Origin of the sequence: Enterobacter sp. BNK-14 (genome assembly GCF_047456095.1) — a bacterium.
Taxonomy (GTDB): domain Bacteria; phylum Pseudomonadota; class Gammaproteobacteria; order Enterobacterales; family Enterobacteriaceae; genus Enterobacter; species Enterobacter kobei.
Map to the genome: position 1 here is coordinate 1,596,766 of NZ_CP179897.1, position 23,545 is coordinate 1,620,310.

At 57.5% G+C, this 23,545-nt stretch carries 18 protein-coding genes and 1 pseudogene; 4 read left to right on the forward strand and 15 right to left on the reverse strand.

The window, feature by feature from the left end; genetic code table 11:
- Positions 1-83: 83 nt before the first annotated feature.
- The 7 genes from ndk to ACMGGM_RS07655 form a co-directional block, all read right to left on the reverse strand.
- Positions 84-515, reverse strand: coding sequence for a nucleoside-diphosphate kinase (gene ndk / locus ACMGGM_RS07625; protein WP_003860625.1), 432 nt, complete (start codon positions 513-515; stop codon positions 84-86).
- A 121-nt stretch (positions 516-636) separates the two neighbouring features.
- The gene (locus tag ACMGGM_RS07630) at positions 637-1,512 is read right to left on the reverse strand and encodes a 4Fe-4S binding protein (protein ID WP_248235095.1); all 876 of its coding nucleotides are present in this window, start codon (positions 1,510-1,512) and stop codon (positions 637-639) included.
- Complete coding sequence (locus tag ACMGGM_RS07635) at positions 1,512-2,300, reverse strand: dimethyl sulfoxide reductase anchor subunit family protein (RefSeq protein WP_063614198.1); 789 nt, start codon at positions 2,298-2,300, stop codon at positions 1,512-1,514. The genes ACMGGM_RS07630 and ACMGGM_RS07635 overlap by 1 nt, the downstream gene beginning before the upstream one ends.
- A complete protein-coding gene (locus tag ACMGGM_RS07640) occupies positions 2,293-2,922 on the reverse strand; it encodes a DMSO/selenate family reductase complex B subunit (protein ID WP_032635853.1) in 630 nt (209 codons plus the stop codon). The genes ACMGGM_RS07635 and ACMGGM_RS07640 overlap by 8 nt, the downstream gene beginning before the upstream one ends.
- The gene (locus ACMGGM_RS07645; protein ID WP_063614196.1) at positions 2,919-5,297 is read right to left on the reverse strand and encodes a DMSO/selenate family reductase complex A subunit; all 2,379 of its coding nucleotides are present in this window, start codon (positions 5,295-5,297) and stop codon (positions 2,919-2,921) included. Before ACMGGM_RS07645 ends, ACMGGM_RS07640 begins: the two co-directional genes overlap by 4 nt.
- Before the next feature lie 88 nt (positions 5,298-5,385).
- Positions 5,386-7,713 carry a peptidoglycan glycosyltransferase PbpC gene (gene pbpC, locus ACMGGM_RS07650; RefSeq protein ID WP_063614195.1) on the reverse strand — a complete coding sequence of 776 codons (2,328 nt, stop codon included), beginning with the start codon at positions 7,711-7,713 and terminating at the stop codon, positions 5,386-5,388.
- A gap of 1 nt (position 7,714) precedes the next feature.
- Positions 7,715-12,667 carry an alpha-2-macroglobulin family protein gene (locus tag ACMGGM_RS07655; protein WP_063614193.1) on the reverse strand — a complete coding sequence of 1,651 codons (4,953 nt, stop codon included), beginning with the start codon at positions 12,665-12,667 and terminating at the stop codon, positions 7,715-7,717.
- A 287-nt stretch (positions 12,668-12,954) separates the two neighbouring features.
- On the opposite strand from ACMGGM_RS07655, the gene ACMGGM_RS07660 reads away from it, so the two are divergent.
- The 4 genes from ACMGGM_RS07660 to ACMGGM_RS07675 all read left to right on the forward strand — a co-directional run bounded on the left by ACMGGM_RS07660 (position 12,955) and on the right by ACMGGM_RS07675 (position 17,588).
- Positions 12,955-14,499: a PTS transporter subunit EIIC gene (locus ACMGGM_RS07660; protein ID WP_023331082.1), complete on the forward strand. Its 1,545-nt coding sequence runs from the start codon at positions 12,955-12,957 to the stop codon at positions 14,497-14,499.
- A gap of 12 nt (positions 14,500-14,511) precedes the next feature.
- Complete coding sequence (locus ACMGGM_RS07665) at positions 14,512-15,879, forward strand: 6-phospho-alpha-glucosidase (protein ID WP_023331083.1); 1,368 nt, start codon at positions 14,512-14,514, stop codon at positions 15,877-15,879.
- A gap of 90 nt (positions 15,880-15,969) precedes the next feature.
- Positions 15,970-16,818: a 3-mercaptopyruvate sulfurtransferase gene (gene sseA / locus ACMGGM_RS07670; RefSeq protein ID WP_045135177.1), complete on the forward strand. Its 849-nt coding sequence runs from the start codon at positions 15,970-15,972 to the stop codon at positions 16,816-16,818.
- On the forward strand, positions 16,818-17,588 hold the full coding sequence (locus ACMGGM_RS07675; protein ID WP_045135178.1) for a MurR/RpiR family transcriptional regulator: 771 nt from the start codon (positions 16,818-16,820) through the stop codon (positions 17,586-17,588). The genes sseA and ACMGGM_RS07675 overlap by 1 nt, the downstream gene beginning before the upstream one ends.
- 16 nt (positions 17,589-17,604) lie before the next feature.
- On the opposite strand, the pseudogene sseB reads toward ACMGGM_RS07675, so the two are convergent.
- The 8 genes and pseudogenes from sseB to iscU all read right to left on the reverse strand — a co-directional run bounded on the left by sseB (position 17,605) and on the right by iscU (position 23,536).
- Positions 17,605-18,380: pseudogene (sseB, locus tag ACMGGM_RS07680) on the reverse strand (enhanced serine sensitivity protein SseB).
- Between the two features lie 96 nt (positions 18,381-18,476).
- Positions 18,477-19,763 carry an aminopeptidase PepB gene (gene pepB, locus ACMGGM_RS07685; RefSeq protein ID WP_023331086.1) on the reverse strand — a complete coding sequence of 429 codons (1,287 nt, stop codon included), beginning with the start codon at positions 19,761-19,763 and terminating at the stop codon, positions 18,477-18,479.
- 53 nt (positions 19,764-19,816) lie between these two features.
- Positions 19,817-20,017 carry a Fe-S cluster assembly protein IscX gene (gene iscX / locus ACMGGM_RS07690; RefSeq protein ID WP_014171178.1) on the reverse strand — a complete coding sequence of 67 codons (201 nt, stop codon included), beginning with the start codon at positions 20,015-20,017 and terminating at the stop codon, positions 19,817-19,819.
- Between the two features lies 1 nt (position 20,018).
- A complete protein-coding gene (fdx, locus tag ACMGGM_RS07695) occupies positions 20,019-20,354 on the reverse strand; it encodes an ISC system 2Fe-2S type ferredoxin (protein ID WP_003860652.1) in 336 nt (111 codons plus the stop codon).
- Position 20,355: 1 nt separating this feature from the next.
- On the reverse strand, positions 20,356-22,206 hold the full coding sequence (gene hscA / locus ACMGGM_RS07700; RefSeq protein WP_014884825.1) for a Fe-S protein assembly chaperone HscA: 1,851 nt from the start codon (positions 22,204-22,206) through the stop codon (positions 20,356-20,358).
- Between the two features lie 14 nt (positions 22,207-22,220).
- Positions 22,221-22,736, reverse strand: coding sequence for a co-chaperone HscB (gene hscB / locus ACMGGM_RS07705; RefSeq protein ID WP_003860657.1), 516 nt, complete (start codon positions 22,734-22,736; stop codon positions 22,221-22,223).
- Positions 22,737-22,812: 76 nt separating this feature from the next.
- The gene (gene iscA / locus ACMGGM_RS07710) at positions 22,813-23,136 is read right to left on the reverse strand and encodes an iron-sulfur cluster assembly protein IscA (RefSeq protein WP_003860659.1); all 324 of its coding nucleotides are present in this window, start codon (positions 23,134-23,136) and stop codon (positions 22,813-22,815) included.
- Between the two features lie 13 nt (positions 23,137-23,149).
- Positions 23,150-23,536 (reverse strand): Fe-S cluster assembly scaffold IscU, encoded by a 387-nt coding sequence (gene iscU / locus ACMGGM_RS07715; protein WP_003860661.1) that lies wholly within the window; start codon positions 23,534-23,536, stop codon positions 23,150-23,152.
- Positions 23,537-23,545 lie beyond the last annotated feature (9 nt).

A 23,545-nucleotide genomic window follows, 5' to 3' on the forward strand; every position in this document is an offset into this window, starting at 1 on the left:
GTTGCATTGTACAAAGTCTGGCGCAGGGATGCCACGTTTGCACGTGGCATTTACGAAATTAATGTGTAAACGAAACCGTTAAATTAACGGGTGCGTGGACACACTTCGCCTTCTGCGAAGAAGAAGGCGATTTCGCGTGCAGCAGATTCAACGGAGTCAGAACCGTGGGTGCCGTTCTCGGTGAAGCTGTCCGCGTAGTCAGCGCGCAGGGTACCGGCCAGCGCGTTGTCCGGGTTGGTTGCACCCAGCAGATCGCGATGGCGCTGTACTGCATTCTCGCCTTCCAGCACGGATACCACGATAGGACCGGAGGTCATGAACTCAACCAGACCGTCAAAGAATGGACGGCCTTCGTGCTCAGCGTAGAAACCGCGAGCCTGCTCAACGGTCAGGTGCAGCATTTTGGTGCCAACAATTTTGAACCCTGCTGATTCAAAGCGAGCGAAGATGCTGCCAATAACGTTTTTTGCCACCGCGTTTGGTTTGATGATGGAAAAAGTACGTTCAATAGCCATGATAACCTCTGTCAATGTTCTGTTGTTTTGCATACCTGAGTATGGTGTGGCGCGGATTATAATGAGCAATAGCGCCATTGCCTATGGTTCTGCATAACATTTTTTTAAAATGAGACGAAGATTAGCAACAGGCCGAATCGCGCATAGCGAAGTGATGGCGTGAACAGAGGGGGCAGTGCTTTTCATCCATCCTGAATGACCAGAAATGACGATGACACGTCAGGCAAACAGCCTCACAGGCAGGCGTCACGCTGCTTTTCGCGCTCTGTTCTGTCTGCGTTATGCTTATCGCGCCATGCTGACACACCGCTTCGCACCCCCCACACCCGGTACAGCGTCCGGTTTCCACCACCAGCGTGGCATTCTCAAAACGAATTGCGTTTTCCGTGCAGCTTCGCCAGCATGCCCCACACAACATACATTTTCCGATGTCGAGAACGATATCTGACTCGCTAAATTCTGCGAATGCCCTGCGCAGCTGACGCTGGCCCGGCACGACGTTACAGCGGCGCACATCCTCCCGCGGAACATACATAAGCGCACGGCGGGCAATATTCACCTCGTTGATCGGGTCAGGCTTAAAAGCCCATACCGCTTCACCCCGTCGACGAAGCACAAGATTGAGCCGGGCAAGCGCCAGTAACCAGGCCGGGTAGTGTTCCGCTTCAATACTGATAAAACGCACGCCGTGTTGCGCGTGCCATAGCAGCAGCTCATTCACCCCTGGGGCATGTTCAGTAAAAGGCCCAACGAGGGTATCGCCACGCAGAAAGCGTTTTCGCGGCGTGATGTCGGTAATGGCCTCGGTGGGACAGACGAACAGGCAATCACCGCAGCCTATACAGCGCTGTTCATCAACCGAGATGCCCATTTCAGTAAAAGAAAAAACCTGCGCGGGACAAACGTCCGCGCAGGCACTGCAGGCAGCATGGCGAAAACGGCAACGCGCACACGCATGCGTCACCTCTATCGCCGGGGATAATGACAATTCGCCCATCAGCCAATACTGAAGAAAACGAAGCGCAGCATAAGCTCACCCACGATCAACAGCGCACTGCCCAGCAGCATTGGGCCTCGCGCCGCTTTCAGACCGCCCGCGGCAAAGCACAACATACCTGCAACCGAAACGCACCAGCTCAGCAGATGTACCGTGCGCAGTTGCTCCAGCATCTGCAACGGTGCGTGAGGGAACGTCACCACGGTGTTATCCATGGTCGCAATGTCTGCCAGCCAGACGGGCTGCATGACCAGACGCACAAGCACCAGCAGCGCGACAATGACAACCGCCGCACGCACGGAAGTTTGGCAGCGCAGCCCAACGGCCATGCAGGCAGAACCTATGATCCCCACTGAGCCGATGAACAGCACCAGAGTGTTAATGTGCTGCCAGGTCACCACCGACGTATGCATGTAGATCTGCGCCATGCAGAACACATCCACCAGCCCGGCAACACCGGCCACAACCAACAGCATCTTCCAGCCTGGTTTTTTGGCAAACATCAGCAGCGTCGCAAGGCCCAGTGCCGCAAGGTAAAGGCTGGCAAAGACGATCTCACGGCTCAGCCAGGAGCTGGAAACGTGGCGCAGCGCGTTAAAGGCGTTGAGCGGATAGCCCATGTGCAGCGCCGAGGAGAGAAGCCCCAGACTGGCCAGGACAAACGCCCCGGCAGCGGGCAGCAGCAGACGAGAGTGCGATGCACGCGCCTCGCCAAACGCCAGCCAGAGGGTCACGCCTACCGATCCCTGCAGGAACAGCGTAAATATCAGCAACGGTAACTCATGCATGACGCTTCCCCTCTTTCTCTGCACCCTGATGCGCTTTGATTACCAGGTTCGGTTGTGTGATGGAAGAATCAGGCAAACCTTTCACATCGCAGACCGCGCCGTATTTCTCCCGAAGTTCATCAATGGGTCCGAATTTGATCGCTTCGAGCGGACAAGTCGCCACACAGACTGGCTGCTCCCCCTTTGCCTGGAGATCCACGCAAAAATCGCATTTCGACATCTGTCCGGTCTGCTCATTGAGCTGCGGCGCGCCGTAAGGACATGACCATGCGCAGTAGCCGCAGCCAACGCACTTGTCCGTATCGACGCGCACGATGCCGTCGCCCGGACGCTTGTGCATCGCGGTAGTCGGGCAGTTTTTGGTGCAGACCGGGTCCGCACAGTGGTTACAAGAAATAGAGAGCGTGTAAGCAAAAACGTTATTGCTGACGCCCCCCTGCCCGGTTGGAATGAAATTTCCGCCGTTGACTTCATAAACGCGGCGGAAACGACGTCCAACCTCAAGGTTATTTTTATCTTTGCACGCCACCTGACAGGCCTTGCAGCCCGAACAGCGGGAGGAGTCGATATAAAAACCCAGCTGTTTATCGCTCACCGGCGCGTAGTGTTTAAACTGACTCATGCTTTCGCTACCTCCACCAGCATGGTTTGATGAGAATTCCCTTTCGCAAGCGCGGTAATACGGGCTGAACTGAGGACGTTCGCGCAACCGCCTTTATCAATACCCTGCTCGTCCGGCTGCCACCAGGCACCAGCCTGCATGGCAACGACGCCTGGAATGATGCGCGGCGTCACCTCGGCCGGGATTTCACAAATGCCGCGCGCGTTATGGATGCGCACGGTATCGCCCTGCGCAATGCCGCGCTTTTGCGCATCCTGAGGGTTAATCCACAGCTTTTGCTGCTGGGCTTCAATTAACCACGGGTTAGCATATTGGGTTGAGTTGGCACGGTTTTTCCCTTTCCAGGTAATCAGCTGAAGCGGGAAAGTTTTCGCCAGTTCATCTTCCGGGCCTTCATGAGCGGGAACGTAGTGCGATAGCGCCGGAATTTCCGGGTGATGCATGTCGTACAGACGCTTCGAGAAGATCTCAATCTTCCCGGACGGCGTCGGGAACGGATGATTTTGCGGATCGCGAATGTTGTCTTCAAAGGCAACGTACGGCGCGCTTTTGAAAAGATGCTGACGCGTTTTCTGTAGCGTCGTGAAGTCCGGCAGATTTTCCTCCGACATCGCCAGCCGCGTCTGCTCCCAGATGTGCTCAATCCACGCTTTTTCGTCACGGCCCTCGCTGAACGCGGGTTCAATGCCGAGCTTCGCGGCAACCTCACGCAGCCAGTCGTAATCTGAACGGCGCTCAAACTCAGGCTCAATCAGCTTTTCCGACAGGATCAGATAGCTCGCGGTCCCCCAGGTTTCGCCAATATTCCAGCGCTCCATAAAGCTGGTTTCCGGCAGAAGAAGATCGGCGTATCTGGCGCTCGGCGTCATAAACAGATCGCTTGCGACAATAAACTCGATTTTCGACTCGTCTTCCAGCACGCGGGTCGCCTGATGGAGATCCGGATTCTGGTTAGCCAGGTAATTGCCGGCCAGCGAGAACAGGATGCGGATATTGCTGTCCAGCTTGTCAGCCTCTTTCAGACCAACATCCGCCGTCACCTGAGAAGCATCGTCGGCGGCCTGCACCCAGTTCATCACCGATATTTTGGCTTTTACCGGGTTATCCGGCATTTCGGGCCCAACGGCAAATTTGCGGTTAGCGCAGCCGCCATAGCCTGCCGCCCAGCCGCCTTTGACGCCGACGTTACCCGTTAGCGTCGCCAGTAACGTTGAGCCGCGCGCGGTGCGCTCGCCGCAGTTGTGACGCTGCGGCCCCCAACCCTGGATCAGTGCAGCAGGTTTAGTATTTGCGTAGTCGCGAGCCAGCTGACGGATAGTCTGCGCAGGCACATGGGTAATTTTCTCTGCCCACTCAGGGGTTTTCGCCACGCCGTCTTTTGCCCCGCTCAGGTAAGCCATCAGGGATTCATTGGCCGGAACGCCTTCCGGCATTGATGCTTCGTCAAAGCCCAGGGTATAGCGCTGAATGAAGTCGCGATCGTGCAGATTCTCTGTGACGATCACGTACATCATGGCATCCATCAGGGCGTTGTCGGTGGCAGGAAGCAGCGGGATCCACCGATCGGCAAGGGAGGAAACCGTGTCTGAATAGCGCGGATCGACAACGATAAAGCGGGTGCCGTTTTGCTTCATCTTCTGGAAGAAGTAGTTGCTGTGACCAAAGATCGTCTCCGTCGGGTTATGCCCCCAGAGGATGACCAGTTTCGTATCAAGCAGCGTGTCCAGAGAACTGCCGCTGGCGGCGGTGCCATAGGTATACGGCGTGGCTGCCGCCGTGTTGCCCATACTGACCGAGTGATAGCTTTCGAGGTAGCCGCCGGTTAAGTTGAGCAGACGACGAACCATTTTATCGCCGGAAAACGTTCCGCCAGAAACTGCGGTGCCCACATGAACATAGCGTGAAGCCGCACCGTATTTTTGCGTAATCGTTTTTAATTGATTCGCTATTAGCGTCGTGGCTTCATCCCAGGTAATACGTTCGAATTTCCCTTCGCCACGTTTACCTGTACGCTTCATTGGATATTTAAGCCGATCGGGATGATAAACAAATTTCCGATACGCTCTGCCACGAACGCAGGCACGCATAACCGGCATCTGCGGATCCAATGCATTATCCGGGCGCGTGGAAATACGGGTGACAACGCCTTCGCTGACGTGAGCTCGAATATCACACTTCCCCCCGCAGTCAAACGTGCTGCAGGTTTGCACCACTTTTTCTTCCGGCGCCGCACGTGTTGCCGCGGCGTCCTGCGCCTGCACGTTGCGGGTTGTCACAACAAGCGGAAGGGCGGCGAGCGCCGATCCTGCCTGAATAAATTGACGCCGGGATATCTCGGGAATAAAACCCTCTCCCTGATTTTTATTTTTTTTCATTGCTCGTTCCTTCAAATAAAAACGCATTCTCGTTTTTTTTCAGGAACGAATGTTGATAATTATCAAGCTAACGCTTTAGGGGTAAAACTTAACGGCCCAGCTCGAAATTTACCGTCGCCGTTTGTCCAGCCCCATCCATCACAAATAATTGATAATTACCCGGCAAATATAATTTTAATGAATAATTATAATTCCGTCCTTTTAACGGTTCTCCGTTTAAAAACCACCAGCGCTCACCTTCTCCACCTGTCGTACTGACAGAAAGCGTCACATTTCCTTCACCCGGGAGTCGCTTAATCACAGCTCCCTCTCTGATTCCCGAAATCATCAGCGGTGCCGCATTGTTATTATCCAGAGGCGGACAGACTGTTGATTTCGCAGGAAGACGCGCCGCCCTTTTTTCTGCTGCTGGCAGCCACGACTCCAGCGGCAGCGGCCAGACATCGAGGATTTTCTCCGTGGCATCCGGGCAATCTGCTGCAACACGCTTACCCGTTTTATCAAGCCAGACCGGGAAACGAATGCCGCGAATACCTTCCTGTTCCGGTAAAAGCAGCGTAGGCGGCTCACTTCCTTCCAGCAACCATGTGGAAAGGCGACGCCGACAGTTTTCACTGCCTTCCGGCAGCGACTGACCGCCAGGCCAGCAGATCACACCCTGCCCGACGCTCTCCGGACGCGGATCGCGCGGCAGGCGGGCTTCGTCTACCGTCGAGCGAGACTGAAGCAGGTTATTTACCTGATTCAGGAGCGGCACCGCGCTGGCAAAACCAAACTGCCCGGCCACGGGCGTACCGTCCGGTCGTCCGGTCCAGATGCCAATGACGTAACGGGCGTTCAGACCTATTGCCCAGGCATCACGGTAGCCGTAGCTGGTGCCGGTTTTCCACGCCAGCGGCGCAATTTGCGGTAGCGCACTGTCCGGCAGCGGCTGCGCCTCGTTGGCGAGAATACGGCGAATAATCCACGCTGAACCTGCCGATAACAGCGGGCGTTCAACAAGCGCGTCGCCAGGCTGGAAGCGCAGCCTTCCCGCCTTGCCGTGTCGGGCAAAGGCGCTATAGGCAGCGGCGATATCGGCCAGCCGCGCGCCTGCACCTCCCAAAATCAGCGACAAATTCGGTTGTGCCCCCGCAGGCAGGATCAGCGGCAGCCCGGCATTGCTCAGCATTCCGGCAAAACGCTTTGGCCCGTAGGCTTCCAGCACCTGCACCGCCGGCAGGTTGAGGGAGCGTACCAGCGCTTCACTCATGCTGACCGGCCCGTGGAAGCCGCTGTCGAAATTTCCGGGGCGATAATCACCGGTTTTTCGAGGAACGTCCTGAAGCAATGAGGCGGGATGGATCAGGCCATCATCCAGCGCCATACCGTAAATAAAGGGTTTCAGCACCGATCCCGGCGATCGGATCGCATTGACCATATCAACATGGCTAAATCGACTGTCGTCGTTAATATCCACCGAACCGACCCAGCCGCGCACTTTCATATCCGTATGATCCACGACGATCATCGCCAACGAGCTGCGTGCCGGCAGGCGGGATTTCCAGTTCATCGCAAGCTCTTCCAGCTGTCGTTGTAGTCCGGCATCCAGCGTGGTGACAATTTTTGTGTCGCGGCTTTTGCCGAGCATCATGCGAGCAAAAAGCGGCGCCAGCTGCGGCATCTGACGGGGAGCCAGCCATACCGGCTCTTCACGGGACTCTTTTACCTGTTTTTCTGACCAGACGCCCTGGGTCATCATGCGGTCGAGCACTTTATTGCGTGCCGCTTCGGCCCGCTCCGGCCAGCGGTCCGGGCGCAGACGACTTGGTGCCTGCGGCAGTACGGCCAGCAGCGCTGCATCGGAGTAGCTAAGCTGCGAAGGTGGTTTCCCCAGATAGGTCCAGCTTGCTGCCCCTACCCCCTGCAGCGTGCCGCCAAACGGGGCACGGTTGAGATACAGCGTAAGAATATCGCGTTTGGAGAGATGCCACTCCAGCTGCATCGCCCGCCAGAGCTGACGGATCTTTCCACCGAAGGTGCGCGGATGCGGATCCAGCAGGCGCGCCACCTGCATGGTAAGCGTGCTTCCCCCCGAGACCACTCTCCCGGAGGTGAGATCCTGCCAGGCGGCGCGCATGACAGAGAGTGGGTTTACGCCGGGATGATCCCAGAACCAGCGATCTTCATACTGGATTAGCGCCTCAAGATAGCGGGGAGAGACCTCTTCAATGGTCACCGGATAGCGCCAGATGCCCTCCGCGTCAGCAAAACGCCACAGCGGCGTGCCGTTCTCATCCACCACCACCCGGGCGGGGTTCACCTCTTTCAGAGGTAACGGCCACAGGCGGTCGGCGGCGAAAACCAGCCCCCATAAAATGAGAAGCGCTCCCGCCAGCCAGAGCCAGCGGGAGCGTGTCAGACGTGCTTTCAGCATATTACGGAACAACAATCAGCGGGCCGCTGGCCGCACCCGTTGCCCGCCACTGCGGAACGTACATAGACTCCACCATCGGGACCGGCACCTGGTAAGTTCCCGGTGTGACGGCGCGCGCCAGGTAAACCAGCGTGACCGGCTGACCTTCGTTGACCGGCACAGCGGCCACAAAGCGGTCGTCGCGGAACTCCATATGCTGAATATCCGCCTGCTGCATCTGGCTCAGCAGGTTTTGCACCTCGCTGCCGCTGTCCTGCAGGCTGGCGCTGCTGCTCGCCAGGTTCTGGTTTTCCAGCTCCAGACCCGCCGGGAGAAGATCCACCACCAGCGCATCCGGCACGTTCTGGCTGGCTTTCACCTCAAGCCACACCAGTACCAGTTCACCGCTCTTCAGAGATGAGAGCGATTTACTGCTGCCGTCGGTTGCCAGGATATGACGTTCAATCTGCAGCACGTTCGAGCTCGGCTGAGGCGCATATTCCGGATAACCCGTGCTGTCCAGGCGAACCCACAGTGGCGAAGTGCCGGTATTGGTCACCTGCAGCGCACCAAGCTGGTCGCCGTTGACGTTTTGTACCAGCGATGTATCACCGCCTGAGGCGGTATCAGACAGCGAGGTTTTCGCCTGCCATGCACCTGACAGAGTTTGCAGCGAACGTCCGGCCAGGAAGAGGGCATTACTCTCCTGAGTAGACAGCCAGCGCTGGCTGAAAGCCTGTTCAGACAGCGCATTCAGCAACGTATTTTGCGCATCCGGCAGCAGCTTGTACTCTTCCAGCAGGGAGAGCATCAACGCGTTATCGCGCAACTGACTACCGTAATCGGCCATCCAGTTTTTGCTGTCGTTACGCGGCGTTTTGAGCGCCAGGTCCAGTGCATGCTGGCTGCGTGGGGCATCGCCCATCAGTTTGAGCGCTATACCCAGCTGCATCAGCGGCAGCCCGGAAGCAGCCTGAGCGTGACGATCCCAGATTTCGCGCAGCGCACCCAGCGGTGCTTTTTGCTGGCGCGCCAGCACCAGAGCGGCATAAGCCTGTACGGCAAATTTGCTGGCCTGGGTGTCGTCGCTGTAGCGAATGGACATCATGCCCGGATCCTGCAGGTAGCGCAGCAGGCGGCTATTGGCGTTATTCACGGCTTCGGCAGGCACGCTGTAGCCTTGCTCGCCTGCACGCACCAGGAAGTCAGTGACATAGGCGGTTAACCAGTACTCTTCCGGGCCGTTTTTATCCCACAACGCAAAACCGCCCTCCTCGCGCTGCATCTGCAGCAGACGCGAGATCCCAATATCAATGGCAGCACGGCGCTTGTCATCCGTGTCGCCCTTAATACCAAGCGCGGTGAGCTGCGCCGCGTTGGTGTAGAGCGACGGGAACAGGCCACTCGTGGTTTGTTCCAGACAGCCATACGGATACGCCTGCAGTTCACGAATATAGCGCGCCAGGTTGAGCGGGGGTTTACCGCTCAGCAGGAGTTGCCCCTGCAGAGTGGCTGGAGAGAAACCGCTACTATGCTGCGCCGGTGCGGTCCAGGATTCACCCGGGTTCAGCATCGCTCCGGTATTGACCGTCTGTGCCGGGAATGCCGGACGTACACCGATTTTCCAGCTTTTCTGCTGCTGTGCGAAGGTTTCGCCCGGAAGCTGCAGGCCGTTAACCTGTGCCGTCACCTCACCGTCGCCATAGCCTTCCAGCGCACGTACTGGAATAAACAGGGTGCTACGCGCGCCCGGCGGCAGCTGAACCGGCTGCGGCGGCGCGCCCTCCAGGGACAGTTTGCCTGTCGCAGTCAGGGCAACGTTCAGCGTTTGCGGCTGGTCGGTAAGGTTGGTCAGATCCAGCGTCAGGCGCGAGGTATCTCCACTCGCCAGGAAACGCGGGGTATTCAGCTCGGTAATGACCGGTGCGGCCACCACAACTTTGCTTTCACTGCTGCCAAAATCATCTTCCGTCCAGGCCTGTGCCATCAGGCGCAGCTCGCCGTTGAAGTCCCCAATCGGCAGCGTAACGGTACCTTCCCCGTTAGCATCCAGCATAACCGGCTGAGCCTGCTGAGCAATAATGGTGACGTGGTTCACCGGCGGTTTGCCGCCGCGCTTCAGTTCATCGCCATCACCACCGAAGCGCAGCGCCGCCATGCGGCCCTGTCCTTCAATGACCTGGCCGTAGATATCGTAGATATCCGCGCCGTAGCGCTTCTGGCCGAAGAACGCCTGCCACGGATCTGGCGTAACGTAATCGGTAATGTTCAGCACGCCGCTGTCCACTGCCGAAACCAGCACGTTCACTTTCTGTGGAACCGCCCCCTCTTTCACGCTGGCTTTCACCTTCACAGAGAGCGTCTGATTTGGCCGCATTTTCTGCGGGTTATCGAGCGCAATGTTCAGGCGACGATTTTCGTCTCCCATCGGCAGATGCAGCAGACCAACCGCGCGTTTCGGCGTAGCGGATTTCGATTTATCCCCGGGGCGCACCACCAGTGTGCTGAGGTAGAGATCGTGACGTTTCCAGGCTTTATCGACCGGAATGGAGAGATCGAGCCCGTTTGCCGGTACGTCGATCTCTTTCCACCACAGCGGCCCTTCGCTGGATTCGATCATGGCATAGCCCTTGCCTGCGGCGGGTGCAGCGATATGCAGCTGGATGGTATCGCCTGGCTGATAAGCGGGTTTATCCAGCTTCAGCGTCACGCGGTCAGGGCGTGCTGCCCCCGTGCCATCGCTGTTATCCTGCCAGCTGTATCCCGCCCAGAAGCGCACGCTACTGACCATCTCATCAGGCGCTTTCACCTCCAGACGGTATGAGCCCCACTCCACCGGGAAAGTGGCCTTGCCGGTCTCATCGGCCTTGAGGCTAAGCTCCTGTTCACCTTCAACCAGATCTTTTTGATCGAACTGAGACTGCCAGCCTTCGCTCTCAGACCAGTTCCAGAAGTAGTCGCGGCGCTCGCGGATCAGGCGCACCTGTAAGCCGGATACCGCTTTTTTCGCCCCGCTGGCATCGGCATAAACGATGTCAAAGCTTGCATTACCGTTTTCGTCAACAATGGGTTGGTTGACGGTGGTATCCGTGCGGTAGTCGTATACGGCCTTGCTGGCGAACTGAGGACGGATACCCGGCAGTTCAGCCGCCGGCCAGATGGCCTGCTCAGCGCGACGCGTCACCGGGCGACCGCCCGATTCCAGCAGGCTGGCCTGCAGGATCAGCTGTAGCGGCGAATGCACTTCTTTCCACTGGCTTTCAGTCGTAACCTGCCCGCGGCCCTGTTCGTCCAGCGTAAGCTGCACTTCATCCAGACTGCGGCTCAGGTTTTCCTCAGCGATGTCCCCAAACTGGAAGCCTGGCAGTGCAGGCACGGCCTCACGCAGTGGGCGGAGGAAAAGCTGGCCCTGCAGTGAATTCCCATTAGCGGGCGCACCGTACAGGTAATAGCCCACTACGTTAAAGTCCACGTCATCCTGCGGGGAAACCGGTGCTTTTTGACCCGTCAGATTCAGCGCCATACGCTCAGGCATGAAATCTTCCACGTGGAAATCCCACAGACGCTGCTGGTTATCACCTGTGTTCGCGCGGATATGCCACATGCCGGTCTGCGCACCGCTATCCAGCGGATAGTTAAAACGATAGAGCCCGTTTTCTGGCTTAACGACCATCGTGCGCGCCACCTGTCCATCCGGACGCAACACGTCAAGCTTCACAGGCTGGTCGGGGAGCGGCTTTCCGTCGCTGTCGCGCAGTAAGCCGTTGAGGATCACGGTTTCACCCGGCCGATAGAGATCGCGCGGACCAAACATAAAGAACTGCTTGCTGTAGCCCGGATTACCGGCGATATCAAACTCAGCCAGATCGAGCGCCGGAAGTTTGAGATCAAGCAGCGTAGTCTGGCCATCTTTGCTCGCCAGAATCAGCGCGGCCTCTTTGTCGGTTTCAAGCGTTGCATGACCGTCCGCATCGCTTTTCGCCTCGGCAAGGGTCTGCCCTTTGTCATTCAGCAGCGTGACGGTGACACCGGACTGCGCCGCACCGTTTTCCAGACTCTGGGTAAAGATGTCCAGGCGGTTGTGGTAACGGTGAGCGGATAACCCGACATCGCTCAGGGTAAAGAGGGTTGCGGCATTGCTGTAGTTGTAGTGTCCGGCCTGGTTCATGACCGCGATATAGACGCCAGACTGCTGGAGCGGCTTGATATCCTTGAGCGGCAGGAGCAGTTTTTCACGGGTATTGCGCGCCGGATTGAGATCAAAGCGACCGGTATAAACCAGTTCCGCCATCTTCAGCAGGTTGTCGGATTCCCAGTTGGTCAGGGAGTTACGGTACTCCCACTGACTGACAAAGGAAGCCAGCGATTCCGGCTTCACGCGGTAGAAATTGACGTCCACATTGTTGACGTTGAGCGCCATCACCGGCAGCCCTTCCACCACTTTGCCCGGCAGCAGCGATCCGCGGCTGGCAAAACCGACCGTCGGTTCGACATCCCGGGTGGTGATCGCTTTTTCATAATCAATGTCGAACGTTGCTTTGTTCAGCGCCTGTAAACCACGTTCGACGGTGACAACCAGATTACGGTTGGGCTCCAGATGACGCAGTCGAAGCTCTTTCAGGTTAGGCGCAAGTTCCCACGCCCCGTCAACCTTGCCACTTTTCTTATCCACGACATGCACTGTTTTCGCGAAATCCTGGTCGGGATTCAACGGAACAGAGAAGGTCAACACCAGCGTGGCGGCGCCGTCCAGCTGTACTTCAGAGGCATCCAGTAGGGTTAATGCTTTGCCCTGGCTCTGTGCCGCCAGTTTTGCCAGTTTTTCTGCATCAGGCTTTTCAGCCGCTTTCGGGGTTGATGTGGTGGATGCTGCGGGAGCCGCAGTCTGAGATTTATCGTCGCTGTTGTCACAGCCGACAAGCGTAAATGTGGTAAGCAGCGCGAGAGAGATCGCGGCTAAGCGAAACGGTTTCATCCTTTGTCCCTGGCCTGAGGGGGCCTGTTGGTCGTCGTCCGGATAAGTATTATCCGCAAGTTTCGTTAATACAAAAAGTCCAATTTTAGAATCTGGAAAGCGCCTCGCAGAATCGTCATATCCGGCGGCGTGGAGGTGGAACCGCGATCACAGAGCATAACGTCACATGTTACCTTTCACGTCATTTGTTTTTAAAACAATAAGATAGCTGGATAAAAGCATCAGGAGCCTGCTAGTTTTATGACCATGACGCACCCCGAGTGCGCGGTTCAATAAGAGAGAAAGCCATGAAACGAGCCGTGAACGCCCTACAAAATTTCGGAAAATCATTGTACGGCCCCGTACTTATCTTACCGATCGTCGGTCTGTTTATCGCCTTTGGTAACGTATTGGGTAACGGCAACATGGCCGAGTACCTGCCGTTTCTTGGCCATCCGCTCATTCAGAGTATCGGCCAGCTGATCGCCAAATCCGCCGTGTCAGTGCTGGTCAACCTGGCGCTGGTGTTTGCCGTCGGGATCCCGATTGGGCTGGCAACGCGCGATAAAGGCTACGCGGCGCTGATTGGTCTGGTGACCTTCGTGGTGTTTATCAACGCCATGAACGTAACGTTACAGCTTCAGGATGAGCTGGCGCCTGCCGGGCAGATGAAAGCCGCGGGTCAAAGCATGGTGCTGGGCGTTCAGGTGCTGGAGATGGGTGTTTTCGCCGGGATCCTGACCGGGGCGCTCTCCGGCTACCTTTACAACAAATATTCCGGCGTACAGTTTAACGGTGCGATGGCGATTTACTCCGGCCACTGCTTTGTCGCGATTGTGATGCTGCCCGTCTCCATGCTGCTCGGCGTGGTAATGAGCGAAATCTGGCCCTACGCTCAGCACGGGATTAGCGCGCTGGCGCTGGCCATTAAAGGCTCAGGTCCGTTCGGCGTAGCCATTTACGGTTTCCTTGAGCGCATTCTGGTACCGACTGGCCTGCATCATCTGGTTTATACCCCGTTCCTCTATACCGAACTCGGGGGGACGCAGGAGGTGTGCGGCGCAACCTATCAGGGCGCGCGCAATATCTACTTCGCCGAAATGGCCTGCCCGGAGGTGAAGCAGCTCAGCAGCACCGTGGTGTGGGACGCGCGCGGCATCAGCAAAATGTTCGGCCTGCCCGCCGCCGCGCTGGCGATGTATATGACCGCAAAACCGGAACGCAAAGCCGTTGCGAAAGCCATTTTGATCCCGGCGGCGCTGACCTCGCTGCTGGTCGGCGTCACCGAGCCGATTGAGTTCTCCTTCCTGTTCGTCGCGCCGCTGCTGTTCGTGGTTCACGCGGTGCTGACCGGCATCGGCATGATGCTGTTCTCGCTATTTGGCGTTCACGCCATCGGTGCCAACGGGATCATTGATTTCATTCTCTACAACCTGCCGCTCGGCACGGAGAAATCTAACTGGCCAATGTACATCCTGGTAGGGCTGATCATGTTTTCCCTCTACTTCACGGTGTTCCGCTTCCTTATTCTGCGCTTCAACATGAAGACCCCAGGCCGTGAGAATGAGGATCAGGAGACACGTCTCTACAGCGAGCAGGAGTACCAGGCGAGGGGCAATAACGACGGGCTGGGTGAGTCCATCGTAGTGGGACTCGGCGGCAGGGAGAATATTGAGGTTGTGGATAACTGCTATACCCGCTTACGCGTCACGGTGAAGGACGTCGACATCATCGACGAGCCGCGCCTGAAAGCGACCGGCGCGAAAGGGGTCATCAAACAAGGTAACAACGTTCAGGTGGTCTACGGGCTGCATGTCAAAAAAATGCGAGAAGCCGTTGAGACGTTTCTCTGAAAGGAGCTAAAGATGTTTACACCCCCCTTTATTCTGTCGATTGCCGGTGGCGGCAGCACCTACACGCCGGGTATTGTGAAAAGCCTGATGGTACGTCTGCATGACTTCCCGCTGGCCGAAATCCGTCTCTATGACATCGACGAGGCGCGTCAGAACACCATCGCGCCGGTGGTTGAGAAAGTGATTCGTGACCACAGTGAAAGCATCAAATTCACCGTCACCACTGACCCGGAAGTGGCGTTCAGCGGCGCGCATTTCGTCTTCGCCCAGATGCGGGTCGGTCAGTACAAAATGCGCGAGCAGGATGAGAAGATCCCACTGCGGCACGGCGTGGTCGGCCAGGAGACTTGCGGTCCCGGCGGGCTGGCGTACGGACTACGCACGATCCTGCCGATGGTCGAGCTTATCGATCGGGTGGATCGCTACGCGCATGAAAAAGCCTGGATCGTGAACTACTCCAACCCGGCAGCGATCGTGGCGGAAGGCGTGCGCCGCCTACGCCCGAACGCGCGGGTGCTGAACATCTGCGATATGCCCGTCGCCGCAATGCGCAATATGGGCGCCATTCTGGGCGTGGATCGCCACAAGCTGGAGGTGGACTATTTCGGCCTGAACCACTTCGGCTGGTTTACCCGCGTGCTGGTGGACGGCGAAGACAAGCTGCCCGAACTGCGCAAACATATCGCGAAGTTTGGCCTGTTGACGGAAGACGCCGCTAAAACCGATCCGCAACATTCCGATCCCTCCTGGGTGAAGACCTGGCGCAACATCAAGCCCGTCATGGATAACTTCCCGGAGTACCTGCCAAACCCGTATCTGCAGTATTACCTGATGCCAAACCAGATTGTGGAGCATCAGAACCCGGACTATACCCGCGCTAACGAAGTGATGGACGGGCGTGAGAAAAAACTCTTTGCTGCTGCGCAAGAGTACAAGCGCACCGGGATCCTGCCGGATGCTTTCCACGTGGGCGTCCACGGCGAGTTTATCGTCGACGTGGCCTGCTCGCTGGCCTTTAACCTGCGCAGCCGCCATCTGGTGATGGTGGAAAACCGCGGGGCGATTACCAACCTGCCATACGATGCGATGGTGGAAGTGCCCGCCTATATCACCTCCGAAGGACCAGAGCCTGTGCGCATCGGTCGGGTGCCGCTGTTCCATCAGACCCTGCTGCAACAGCAGCTGGCATCCGAACAGCTGCTGGTGGAGGCGACCATCGAAGGCAGTTATGAGAAAGCCCTGCAGGCCTTCACCCTGAACCGCACCGTGCCGACCATGGCGCACGCGAAAGCAATTCTGGATGAGATGATCGAAGCCAACCGCGACTACTGGCCCGCGCTGCAAAAGGCCTGGCAGAATGGCGAAACGGTGAAAAAATAGGGGCTTGCTCGCGAGTTGAACGTGGTTTGCTTGTCGGTGTCATAAAAAACACCGACAATCCTTTTTTACGGAAAAGAATGGAGGCATCCCATGTCCACCTCATATTTTGTCGCCGCCGACTGGCTGATTGAGCACGGCGACGACCCGGAAGTCCAGATTATTGACGCGCGGATGGCCCCAGCCGGGCAGGAACATCTTCGTGATATGCTCGCTGAATACCGTGCCGGCCATCTGCCTGATGCGGTGTTTTTTGATATTGAAGCCCTCTCCGATCACAACTCTCCCCTGCCGCACATGCTGCCGCGCCCGGAAGCCTTTTCCGTGGCGATGCGCGAGCTGGGCGTGAGCCGCGACAAGCATCTGGTTGTTTACGATGAGGGCAACCTCTTTTCCGCACCGCGCGCGTGGTGGATGTTAAAACAGTTTGGCGTAGAGAAAGTGTCAATTCTGGCAGGCGGTCTGGCGGGCTGGAAGCGTGATGACCTGCCGCTTCAGCAGGGTGATGTCACGCTGCCGGAAGGCGATTTCGATGCCACGTTTGACGCACACGTCGTCAAACGTCTGACTGACGTACTGGTCGTTAGCCACGAGAAGACGGCGCAAATTGTCGATGCCCGTCCTGCTCCTCGCTTTAATGCCGAAGCGGATGAACCGCGTCCGGGTCTGAAGCGTGGACATATTCCGGGCGCGCTGAACGTGCCGTGGGGCGATCTGGTTTTTGAAGGGGAGCTGAAAACCACCGATGAACTGCGCGCCATTTTTGACCGTGCGGGTGTGGATTTACATCGTCCGATCATTGCCAGCTGCGGTTCCGGCGTAACGGCCTGCGTGGTGATTCTGGCACTTGCCACCCTCGGGGTTACCGACGTCACTCTTTACGACGGCGCCTGGAGCGAATGGGGTGCGCGAGACGATCTGCCGGTTGAACCGGCAAAATAATGGATAACCGCCTGGCCACGCTGTTAACGCGCGGGGCGTCACTGACCCGCGCGGAGTATCGCGTCCTCGCCCACCTCACGGAGCATCCGCTGCTGGTGGGCAATATCACGGTGCGCGAGCTGGCGCAGGCGACATTTGTTTCTACCGCCACCATTATGCGGCTGTGTCAGAAGCTGGGGTTCAGCGGTTTTAGCGAGTTTATCTGGCACTGCAAGCAGCTGCTTTCTGACACGCCGCATATCGCCGTGCAGGGGCAATCGCTCCCTGAGCTGCCTGCCCTTTTTAATCAATTCATCGCCAACTATCAGCAAACTTTTCAGTGGGTCACCCAGGACAAACGCCAGCAGTTTACCAACCTGCTGCGCCAGAAAGAGAGCTTTTTTCTCTACGGTGCCGGGTTTTCCTATCTGTTTGCCGAGTACCTGACCAAGAAATTGCAGGTGTTGGGCAAAACGGCATTTATCTCCGGGCCGGGGGACAGCCGGAACATTTTTCTCAGCAACGCCGCCCGCTATCAGGTGTTCATTGCCGTTTCACGCAGCGGCGAAACGGAGCAGGTGCTGGATAAAGCGCGAATTGCCAAAAACGTCGGGATGACCGTCGTCGCGTTTACCCGCGCCTCGGCCAATACGCTGGCGGGGATGGCGGACGTACACTTTGCCCTCTATGACGAAGCGGTACATTTCGCTGCTGAAGCAGCAGGCGTGACGTCATTTGAGTCGAATCTGGTGCTGCTGATGGATTTACTGCTGCTGGAAGCAACGGGGTGAAGTTCACCCCGCGTCATCAGATAATGCGGTTGGTTTTGAGATCGCGCAGGAACCCGCCCCAGCGACGCTCATAAAACGGCGTGATGTGCTCGGTAATAAAATGGCTGATGCCCTTCTCACCTTTCGTCACCTGGCAGATATCAATCGGCTCATCGCCCGGCAGCGTGTCGGTCGCCACGCTTCCCGCCGCCTGAATGATGTCGTCGATATCGCCATCTGCTTCAATACCGATCAGCAGCACCGGTTGCTCGTCGGCATTCTCTTTAATGGAGCAGAGGAATGCGCGCCTGACGGGCTTGAGCGTTTTGAAGAGCGTGGTCAGGGAATCAATCATCTGCGCGGGCGGCTCGGCCACTTCGGAGAGCAGCAGCGTTTCCCCCCTTCCAGCACTTCCTGAGTGCTGAGCGGATTGCCCTCTTCACCCATCAGGTGACTGATTTCACGCGGGGTGAACTCTTTCCCGGTTGGCAGTTTGGCGTTGAGGAACAGGGTCTGGCCCAACGTCATTTCAAACAGCGTACGCACCGGCATCACCACGAATGCCTGTTCATCTTCCACAGCTTCCTGCAGCGCTTCCAGTGAGGTAAAGAACGGGATCACTGAAGAGCCGTCGTCTTTCTCCCAGTGCAGCAGATCCAGCGCGCTGTCTTCCACAACCTGCTCACCTTCCGCCGCGGTGCCTGGCACCCAGACGGTAGATTCCAGCAACGTGCGGAAAAATGCCGGACGGTGAGCGGGCTCGGTGGCCGCCTGTTCCAGCAGAGTTTCTAATTCGTTTTTGGTTTCGGACATAGTTTGGCTACTTCACAATTGCCCGGCGGCGCTACGCTTGCACGGGCCTACGGGTTTTGTAGGCCGGGTAAGCGTAGCGCCACCCGGCAAAAAAGGTTACTCAGCCGTCAGCAGGTTCGCCACGGTACGCACGCCCAGACCGGTCGCACCCGCGGACCACTGTTCTACCGCTGCTTTACGGTAGGTTGCGGAGCAGTCGATGTGCAGCCAGCCTTCGTGATAGTTCTCAACGAAGTGAGACAGGAAGCCTGCTGCGGTACTTGCCCCTGCCGGATACGCCGCGCTTGCGGTGTTATTCAGCTCGGCAAAGTTGGACGGCAGCTGGCTGCGGTGGAACTCGGCCAGCGGCAGACGCCAGAATGGCTCGTTTTCCGCCGCGGCGCTTGCCAGCAGGCGTGCGGCCAGCTTGTCATCGAAGCTGAACAGCGCATGGTAGTCGTTCCCCAGGGCGGTTTTCGCCGCACCGGTCAGGGTCGCCATGTCGATAATCAGCTCAGGTTTCTGCGCAGAGGCGTCAATCAGGCCATCAGCCAGCACCAGGCGGCCTTCGGCATCGGTGTTCATCACTTCAACATTTTTGCCGTTGCGATAGCGAATGATGTCACCCAGCTTGAAGGCATTGCCGCTGACCATGTTGTCGGCGCAGCACAGGTAAAGCTTCACGCGCTTGTTCAGGCCGCGGGTAATCGCGAACGCCAGCGCACCAGTGATGGTTGCCGCGCCGCCCATGTCGGACTTCATGGAGTCCATGAACGCGCTCTGCTTCAGGCTGTAGCCGCCGGTGTCAAAAGTAATGCCTTTGCCGACCAGGCAGGCAAAGACAGGAGCTTCTTTATCGCCGGTTGGGTTGTAATCCAGCGCCAGCAGGACCGGAGGTCGCTCAGAGCCACGGCCTACGGTGTGGATACCCATATAGTTCTGCTCGCGCAGGTCTTCACCTTTGGTAATACGGTAGGACATTTTGTCGCCCGCCACGCCGCACAGCAGGTCAACGGCGCGCTGCGCCAGCTGCTCAGGACCTAACTCTTCCGCCGGGGCGTTGATGGTGTCGCGTACCCAGTCGATGATCTGCAGGCGGCTTTCCAGCTCTTTCTGACCGGCTTCGTCGAGGTTTGCCCACTCAATTTTGCGGGTGCCTTTCGGACCTTTGTACCCCGCCCAGAATGCCCAGCTGCGGTCGGTGTCCCAGCCTTCGCCTTCCAGCGAGACATGTTTGATCCCCAGACCGTCGATTTTGCGCGCGGCGCGCTGGATCAGGCCCAAATCATCGTTGCCCGTCAGGTGCAGGGTAATACCGTCGTTATTGATGCTGTAGCTGGCTTTCTCGCCCCAGCGCGCGTCGGCAGGCTGCGTAGAGAGCGTAATCTTCATCGCTTCGGTCATTTTATTTATCCTTATTAGCAAACGGGCCGCCTGAAGGCAGCCCGTTAAGTGATTTACTCTGCTTCATCTAACCAGACTAACAGAATCGCCTCCAGAATTTTTTCATTGGATGCGTTTGGATCGTCGTCGAAATCGTCTAAATCGCAGATCCACTGGTGCATGTCGGTGAATCGTACGGTTTTCGGATCGAGATCCGGGTTCGCGTCGTAGAGCGCTTCGCCGATCTCACGGCTGTCTGTCCACTTCAGTCCCATATTAATGCTCGCGTGCGTGGTTGATGGTGTAGCGTGGGAATTCCACGACCAGATCTTCGTCGGTCACCGCGGCCTGGCAGCTTAAGCGGCTGTCTGGCTCCAGACCCCATGCTTTATCCAGCATGTCGTCTTCGTCTTCGGTGCTTTCGGCGAGCGAGTCAAAACCTTCACGCACGATGCAGTGACAGGTAGTGCAGGCACAGGATTTTTCACAGGCGTGTTCCACTTCGATACCTGCGCGCAGGGCAACATCGAGAATGGTTTCGCCGGTCTTCGCTTCCAGAACAGCGCCATCCGGACAAAGGTCCGCATGAGGCAAAATAACAATCTTTGGCATATTAAACCTCGTCCACGGACTGGCCTTTCAGCGCGACGCGGACGGATTTGTCCATGCGGCGAGCGGCGAAGTCCTGGGTTTGTTTATCAACGTTTTTAATGGCTTCTTCTATTGCGTCAGCATCATTGCCCATGGCGACGACGCTTAAGTGCGCGGCAGCCTCGTCAATCACCTGACGCTCAGCGGCGCTTAACAGCGCGGCATCGGCATTGAGTGCACCGGTCAGGCTTTCCAGCACGCGTGCGGCTTCCACTTTCTGTTCCGCCAGCATACGCGCCTTCACATCCTGCTCGGCGTAGCTCATTGAGTCCTGAATCATGGAGGCGATCTCGCCATCGGTCAGGCCGTAGGACGGCTTCACCTGGATGGACGATTCCACGCCGGTGGATTTTTCCATCGCCGTGACGCTCAGCAGGCCGTCCGCATCAACCTGGAAGGTAACGCGAATATGCGCCCCGCCCGCTGGTAATGCCGGGATACCGCGCAGTGCAAAGCGCGCCAGAGAGCGGCAGTCCTGCACCAGTTCGCGTTCGCCCTGCATGACGTGGATGGACATCGCAGTCTGGCCGTCTTTAAAGGTGGTGAACTCCTGCGCGCGCGCCACCGGAATGGTGGTGTTACGCGGGATGACTTTCTCCACCAGGCCACCCATGGTTTCTAAACCAAGGGACAGCGGGATAACGTCCAGCAGCAGCATTTCACTGTCCGGCTTGTTGCCGACCAGAATATCGGCCTGAATGGCCGCGCCCACGGCAACCACTTTGTCCGGATCGATGGCGGTCAGCGGCGTGCGGCCAAAGAACTCACCTACACGTTCGCGCACCAGCGGCACACGGGTAGAACCGCCGACCATGACCACTTCCAGCACCTCGTCAGCCTCAACGCCCGCATCTTTCAATGCGCGACGGCAGGCCAGCAGCGTGCGTTTCACCAAAGGTGCGATCAGATCGTTAAACTGGTCACGGGAGATTTCCCCCTGCCAGCCCGCTACGTTCACGGTAACCGTCTGCGCATCGCTGAGGGCAATTTTGGCGTCGATGGCGGCATCCAGCAGTTCACGCTGGACGCGCGCATCGCTGCGATCGGCAATCCCCGCCTGCTCACGAATGTAATCCGCCAGCAGATGGTCGAAGTCATCGCCGCCCAGCGCGGAATCCCCGCCGGTCGCCAGCACTTCAAATACGCCACGGCTTAAGCGCAGGATGGAGATATCAAAGGTACCGCCGCCGAGGTCGTAAACGGCAATCACCCCTTCCTGACCGGAGTCGAGACCATAGGCAATGGCCGCCGCCGTCGGTTCGTTCAGCAGGCGTAATACGTGCAGGCCCGCCAGACGGGCGGCATCCTTGGTGCCCTGACGCTGTGCATCGTCAAAATAGGCCGGAACGGTAATCACCACGCCGTCGAGATCGCCGCCGAGCGTCGCCGTAGCGCGCGCTGCCAGCGCCTTCAGGATGTCCGAAGAAACACGGATCGGGTTCAGCAGACCAGCCTCGGTCGCGATCATCGGCAGGCCGTTTTCACTGGCCTGAAGCTGATACGGCAGATGCGGGTAACGGGTCTGAATATCAGCCAGCGAACGGCCCATCATGCGCTTAACCGAGCTGATGGTGTTGGCCGGATCGCGCGCGGCGTTGGCGCGCGCGTCGTAGCCTACCGCGTGACCCTGCTGCTGGTAGTGGACCACGGAAGGCAGCAGATGGCGGCCCTGCTCGTCAGCCAGCGTTTCCGCCTGGCCGCTACGCACGGTCGCCACGAGAGAATTGGTGGTGCCCAGGTCAATACCCACCGCCAGACGACGCTGGTGCGGTGCGGCACTTAAGCCAGGCTCACTAATTTGTAATAAGGCCATAATTGCTTCCGAAATTAAAAATCGAGCAGCTTTTCTTCGAGTTGTTCAGCACTGCTTCGCAGTTTATCGAGAAAACGGAGTTTGCGCACAGTGTCTGCCGCCACGTCCCAGGTCTCGTTGTTCAGTTGCTCCACCATCTGCTGATGGCGGGTATCAAACATACCCTTCACGCGCGTGATAAAGCTTTCCAGGCGCGCTTCGTCTTTAGCCTGTTCAATCTCATCCAGCTCTTCGCGCAGCTCCAGCTGTTCCATCAGAAACGCCGTATCGCGAACGGTATGCTGTTCGCTCGCCAGATCAAAACCGTGGAGCGAGAGCAGATATTCAGCACGCGCCAGCGGATGACGCAGCGTCTGCCAGGCCTGGTTAATGGTGGCAGAGTGCGAAACTGCAGCCAGCTGCTCGGCCTGCGTCCCGCTGGCGAATTTATCCGGATGGTACTGACGCTGCAAATCCTGAAAACGGACCGTCAGCGCCTGAAGATCGATCGGGTATTGAGCGGGTAGTCCGAAGAGAGTGAAGTAATCCATAACAATCTCAGGGGTAGCCTGTTAGAACAAACCCCACGCGCAGCAAAGCCACGGTGGGGTTTCGGATGACGCGCGGTTAAACGTGGAAGCTTTCGCCGCAACCACACTCGTCTTTGACGTTCGGGTTCGTGAATTTGAACCCTTCGTTCAGGCCTTCTTTGACGAAGTCCAGCTGAGTGCCGTTGAGGAATTGCAGGCTTTTGCCATCGACCACCACCTTCACGCCCTTGTCTTCAAACACGGTGTCATCAGACGCCGGCTCGTCAACAAACTCCAGTACGTAAGCCATACCAGAACAGCCGGAGGTACGTACGCCCAGTCGCAGGCCAAAGCCTTTACCACGGTTCGCCAGAAAAGAGCTTACTCGCGCGGCAGCGCTGTCGCTAAGGGTAATCGACATACTCAAACCTCAATTATTTTGCTTCACGTTTGCTTTTGTAATCCGCAATGGCGGCTTTGATCGCGTCTTCTGCCAGAATAGAACAGTGAATTTTCACCGGTGGCAGTTCGAGTTCTTCAGCAATATCCGTGTTCTTGATTGCCTGTGCTTCGTCCAGAGACTTGCCCTTCACCCATTCGGTGACCAGGGAGCTGGACGCAATGGCAGAACCGCAGCCGTAGGTCTTGAAGCGCGCGTCTTCAATGATACCTTCATTGTTGACTTTAATCTGCAACTTCATCACGTCGCCACACGCCGGTGCACCGACCATGCCGCTACCAACAGATTCGTCGCTGTTGTCAAAAGAGCCAACGTTGCGCGGGTTTTCGTAATGATCGATGACTTTTTCGCTGTATGCCATGATTGAATT

Excerpts from the sequence above, each read along its gene's own strand:
- ndk (WP_003860625.1), bottom strand. The coding sequence starts at position 515 with ATGGCTATTGAACGTACTTTTTCCATCATCAAACCAAACGCGGTGGCA.
- ACMGGM_RS07630 (WP_248235095.1), bottom strand. The coding sequence starts at position 1,512 with ATGGGCGAATTGTCATTATCCCCGGCGATAGAGGTGACGCATGCGTGT.
- ACMGGM_RS07635 (WP_063614198.1), bottom strand. The coding sequence starts at position 2,300 with ATGCATGAGTTACCGTTGCTGATATTTACGCTGTTCCTGCAGGGATCG.
- ACMGGM_RS07640 (WP_032635853.1), bottom strand. The coding sequence starts at position 2,922 with ATGAGTCAGTTTAAACACTACGCGCCGGTGAGCGATAAACAGCTGGGT.
- ACMGGM_RS07645 (WP_063614196.1), bottom strand. The coding sequence starts at position 5,297 with ATGAAAAAAAATAAAAATCAGGGAGAGGGTTTTATTCCCGAGATATCC.
- pbpC (WP_063614195.1), bottom strand. The coding sequence starts at position 7,713 with ATGCTGAAAGCACGTCTGACACGCTCCCGCTGGCTCTGGCTGGCGGGA.
- ACMGGM_RS07655 (WP_063614193.1), bottom strand. The coding sequence starts at position 12,667 with ATGAAACCGTTTCGCTTAGCCGCGATCTCTCTCGCGCTGCTTACCACA.
- ACMGGM_RS07660 (WP_023331082.1), top strand. The coding sequence starts at position 12,955 with ATGAAACGAGCCGTGAACGCCCTACAAAATTTCGGAAAATCATTGTAC.
- ACMGGM_RS07665 (WP_023331083.1), top strand. The coding sequence starts at position 14,512 with ATGTTTACACCCCCCTTTATTCTGTCGATTGCCGGTGGCGGCAGCACC.
- sseA (WP_045135177.1), top strand. The coding sequence starts at position 15,970 with ATGTCCACCTCATATTTTGTCGCCGCCGACTGGCTGATTGAGCACGGC.
- ACMGGM_RS07675 (WP_045135178.1), top strand. The coding sequence starts at position 16,818 with ATGGATAACCGCCTGGCCACGCTGTTAACGCGCGGGGCGTCACTGACC.
- pepB (WP_023331086.1), bottom strand. The coding sequence starts at position 19,763 with ATGACCGAAGCGATGAAGATTACGCTCTCTACGCAGCCTGCCGACGCG.
- iscX (WP_014171178.1), bottom strand. The coding sequence starts at position 20,017 with ATGGGACTGAAGTGGACAGACAGCCGTGAGATCGGCGAAGCGCTCTAC.
- fdx (WP_003860652.1), bottom strand. The coding sequence starts at position 20,354 with ATGCCAAAGATTGTTATTTTGCCTCATGCGGACCTTTGTCCGGATGGC.
- hscA (WP_014884825.1), bottom strand. The coding sequence starts at position 22,206 with ATGGCCTTATTACAAATTAGTGAGCCTGGCTTAAGTGCCGCACCGCAC.
- hscB (WP_003860657.1), bottom strand. The coding sequence starts at position 22,736 with ATGGATTACTTCACTCTCTTCGGACTACCCGCTCAATACCCGATCGAT.
- iscA (WP_003860659.1), bottom strand. The coding sequence starts at position 23,136 with ATGTCGATTACCCTTAGCGACAGCGCTGCCGCGCGAGTAAGCTCTTTT.
- iscU (WP_003860661.1), bottom strand. The coding sequence starts at position 23,536 with ATGGCATACAGCGAAAAAGTCATCGATCATTACGAAAACCCGCGCAAC.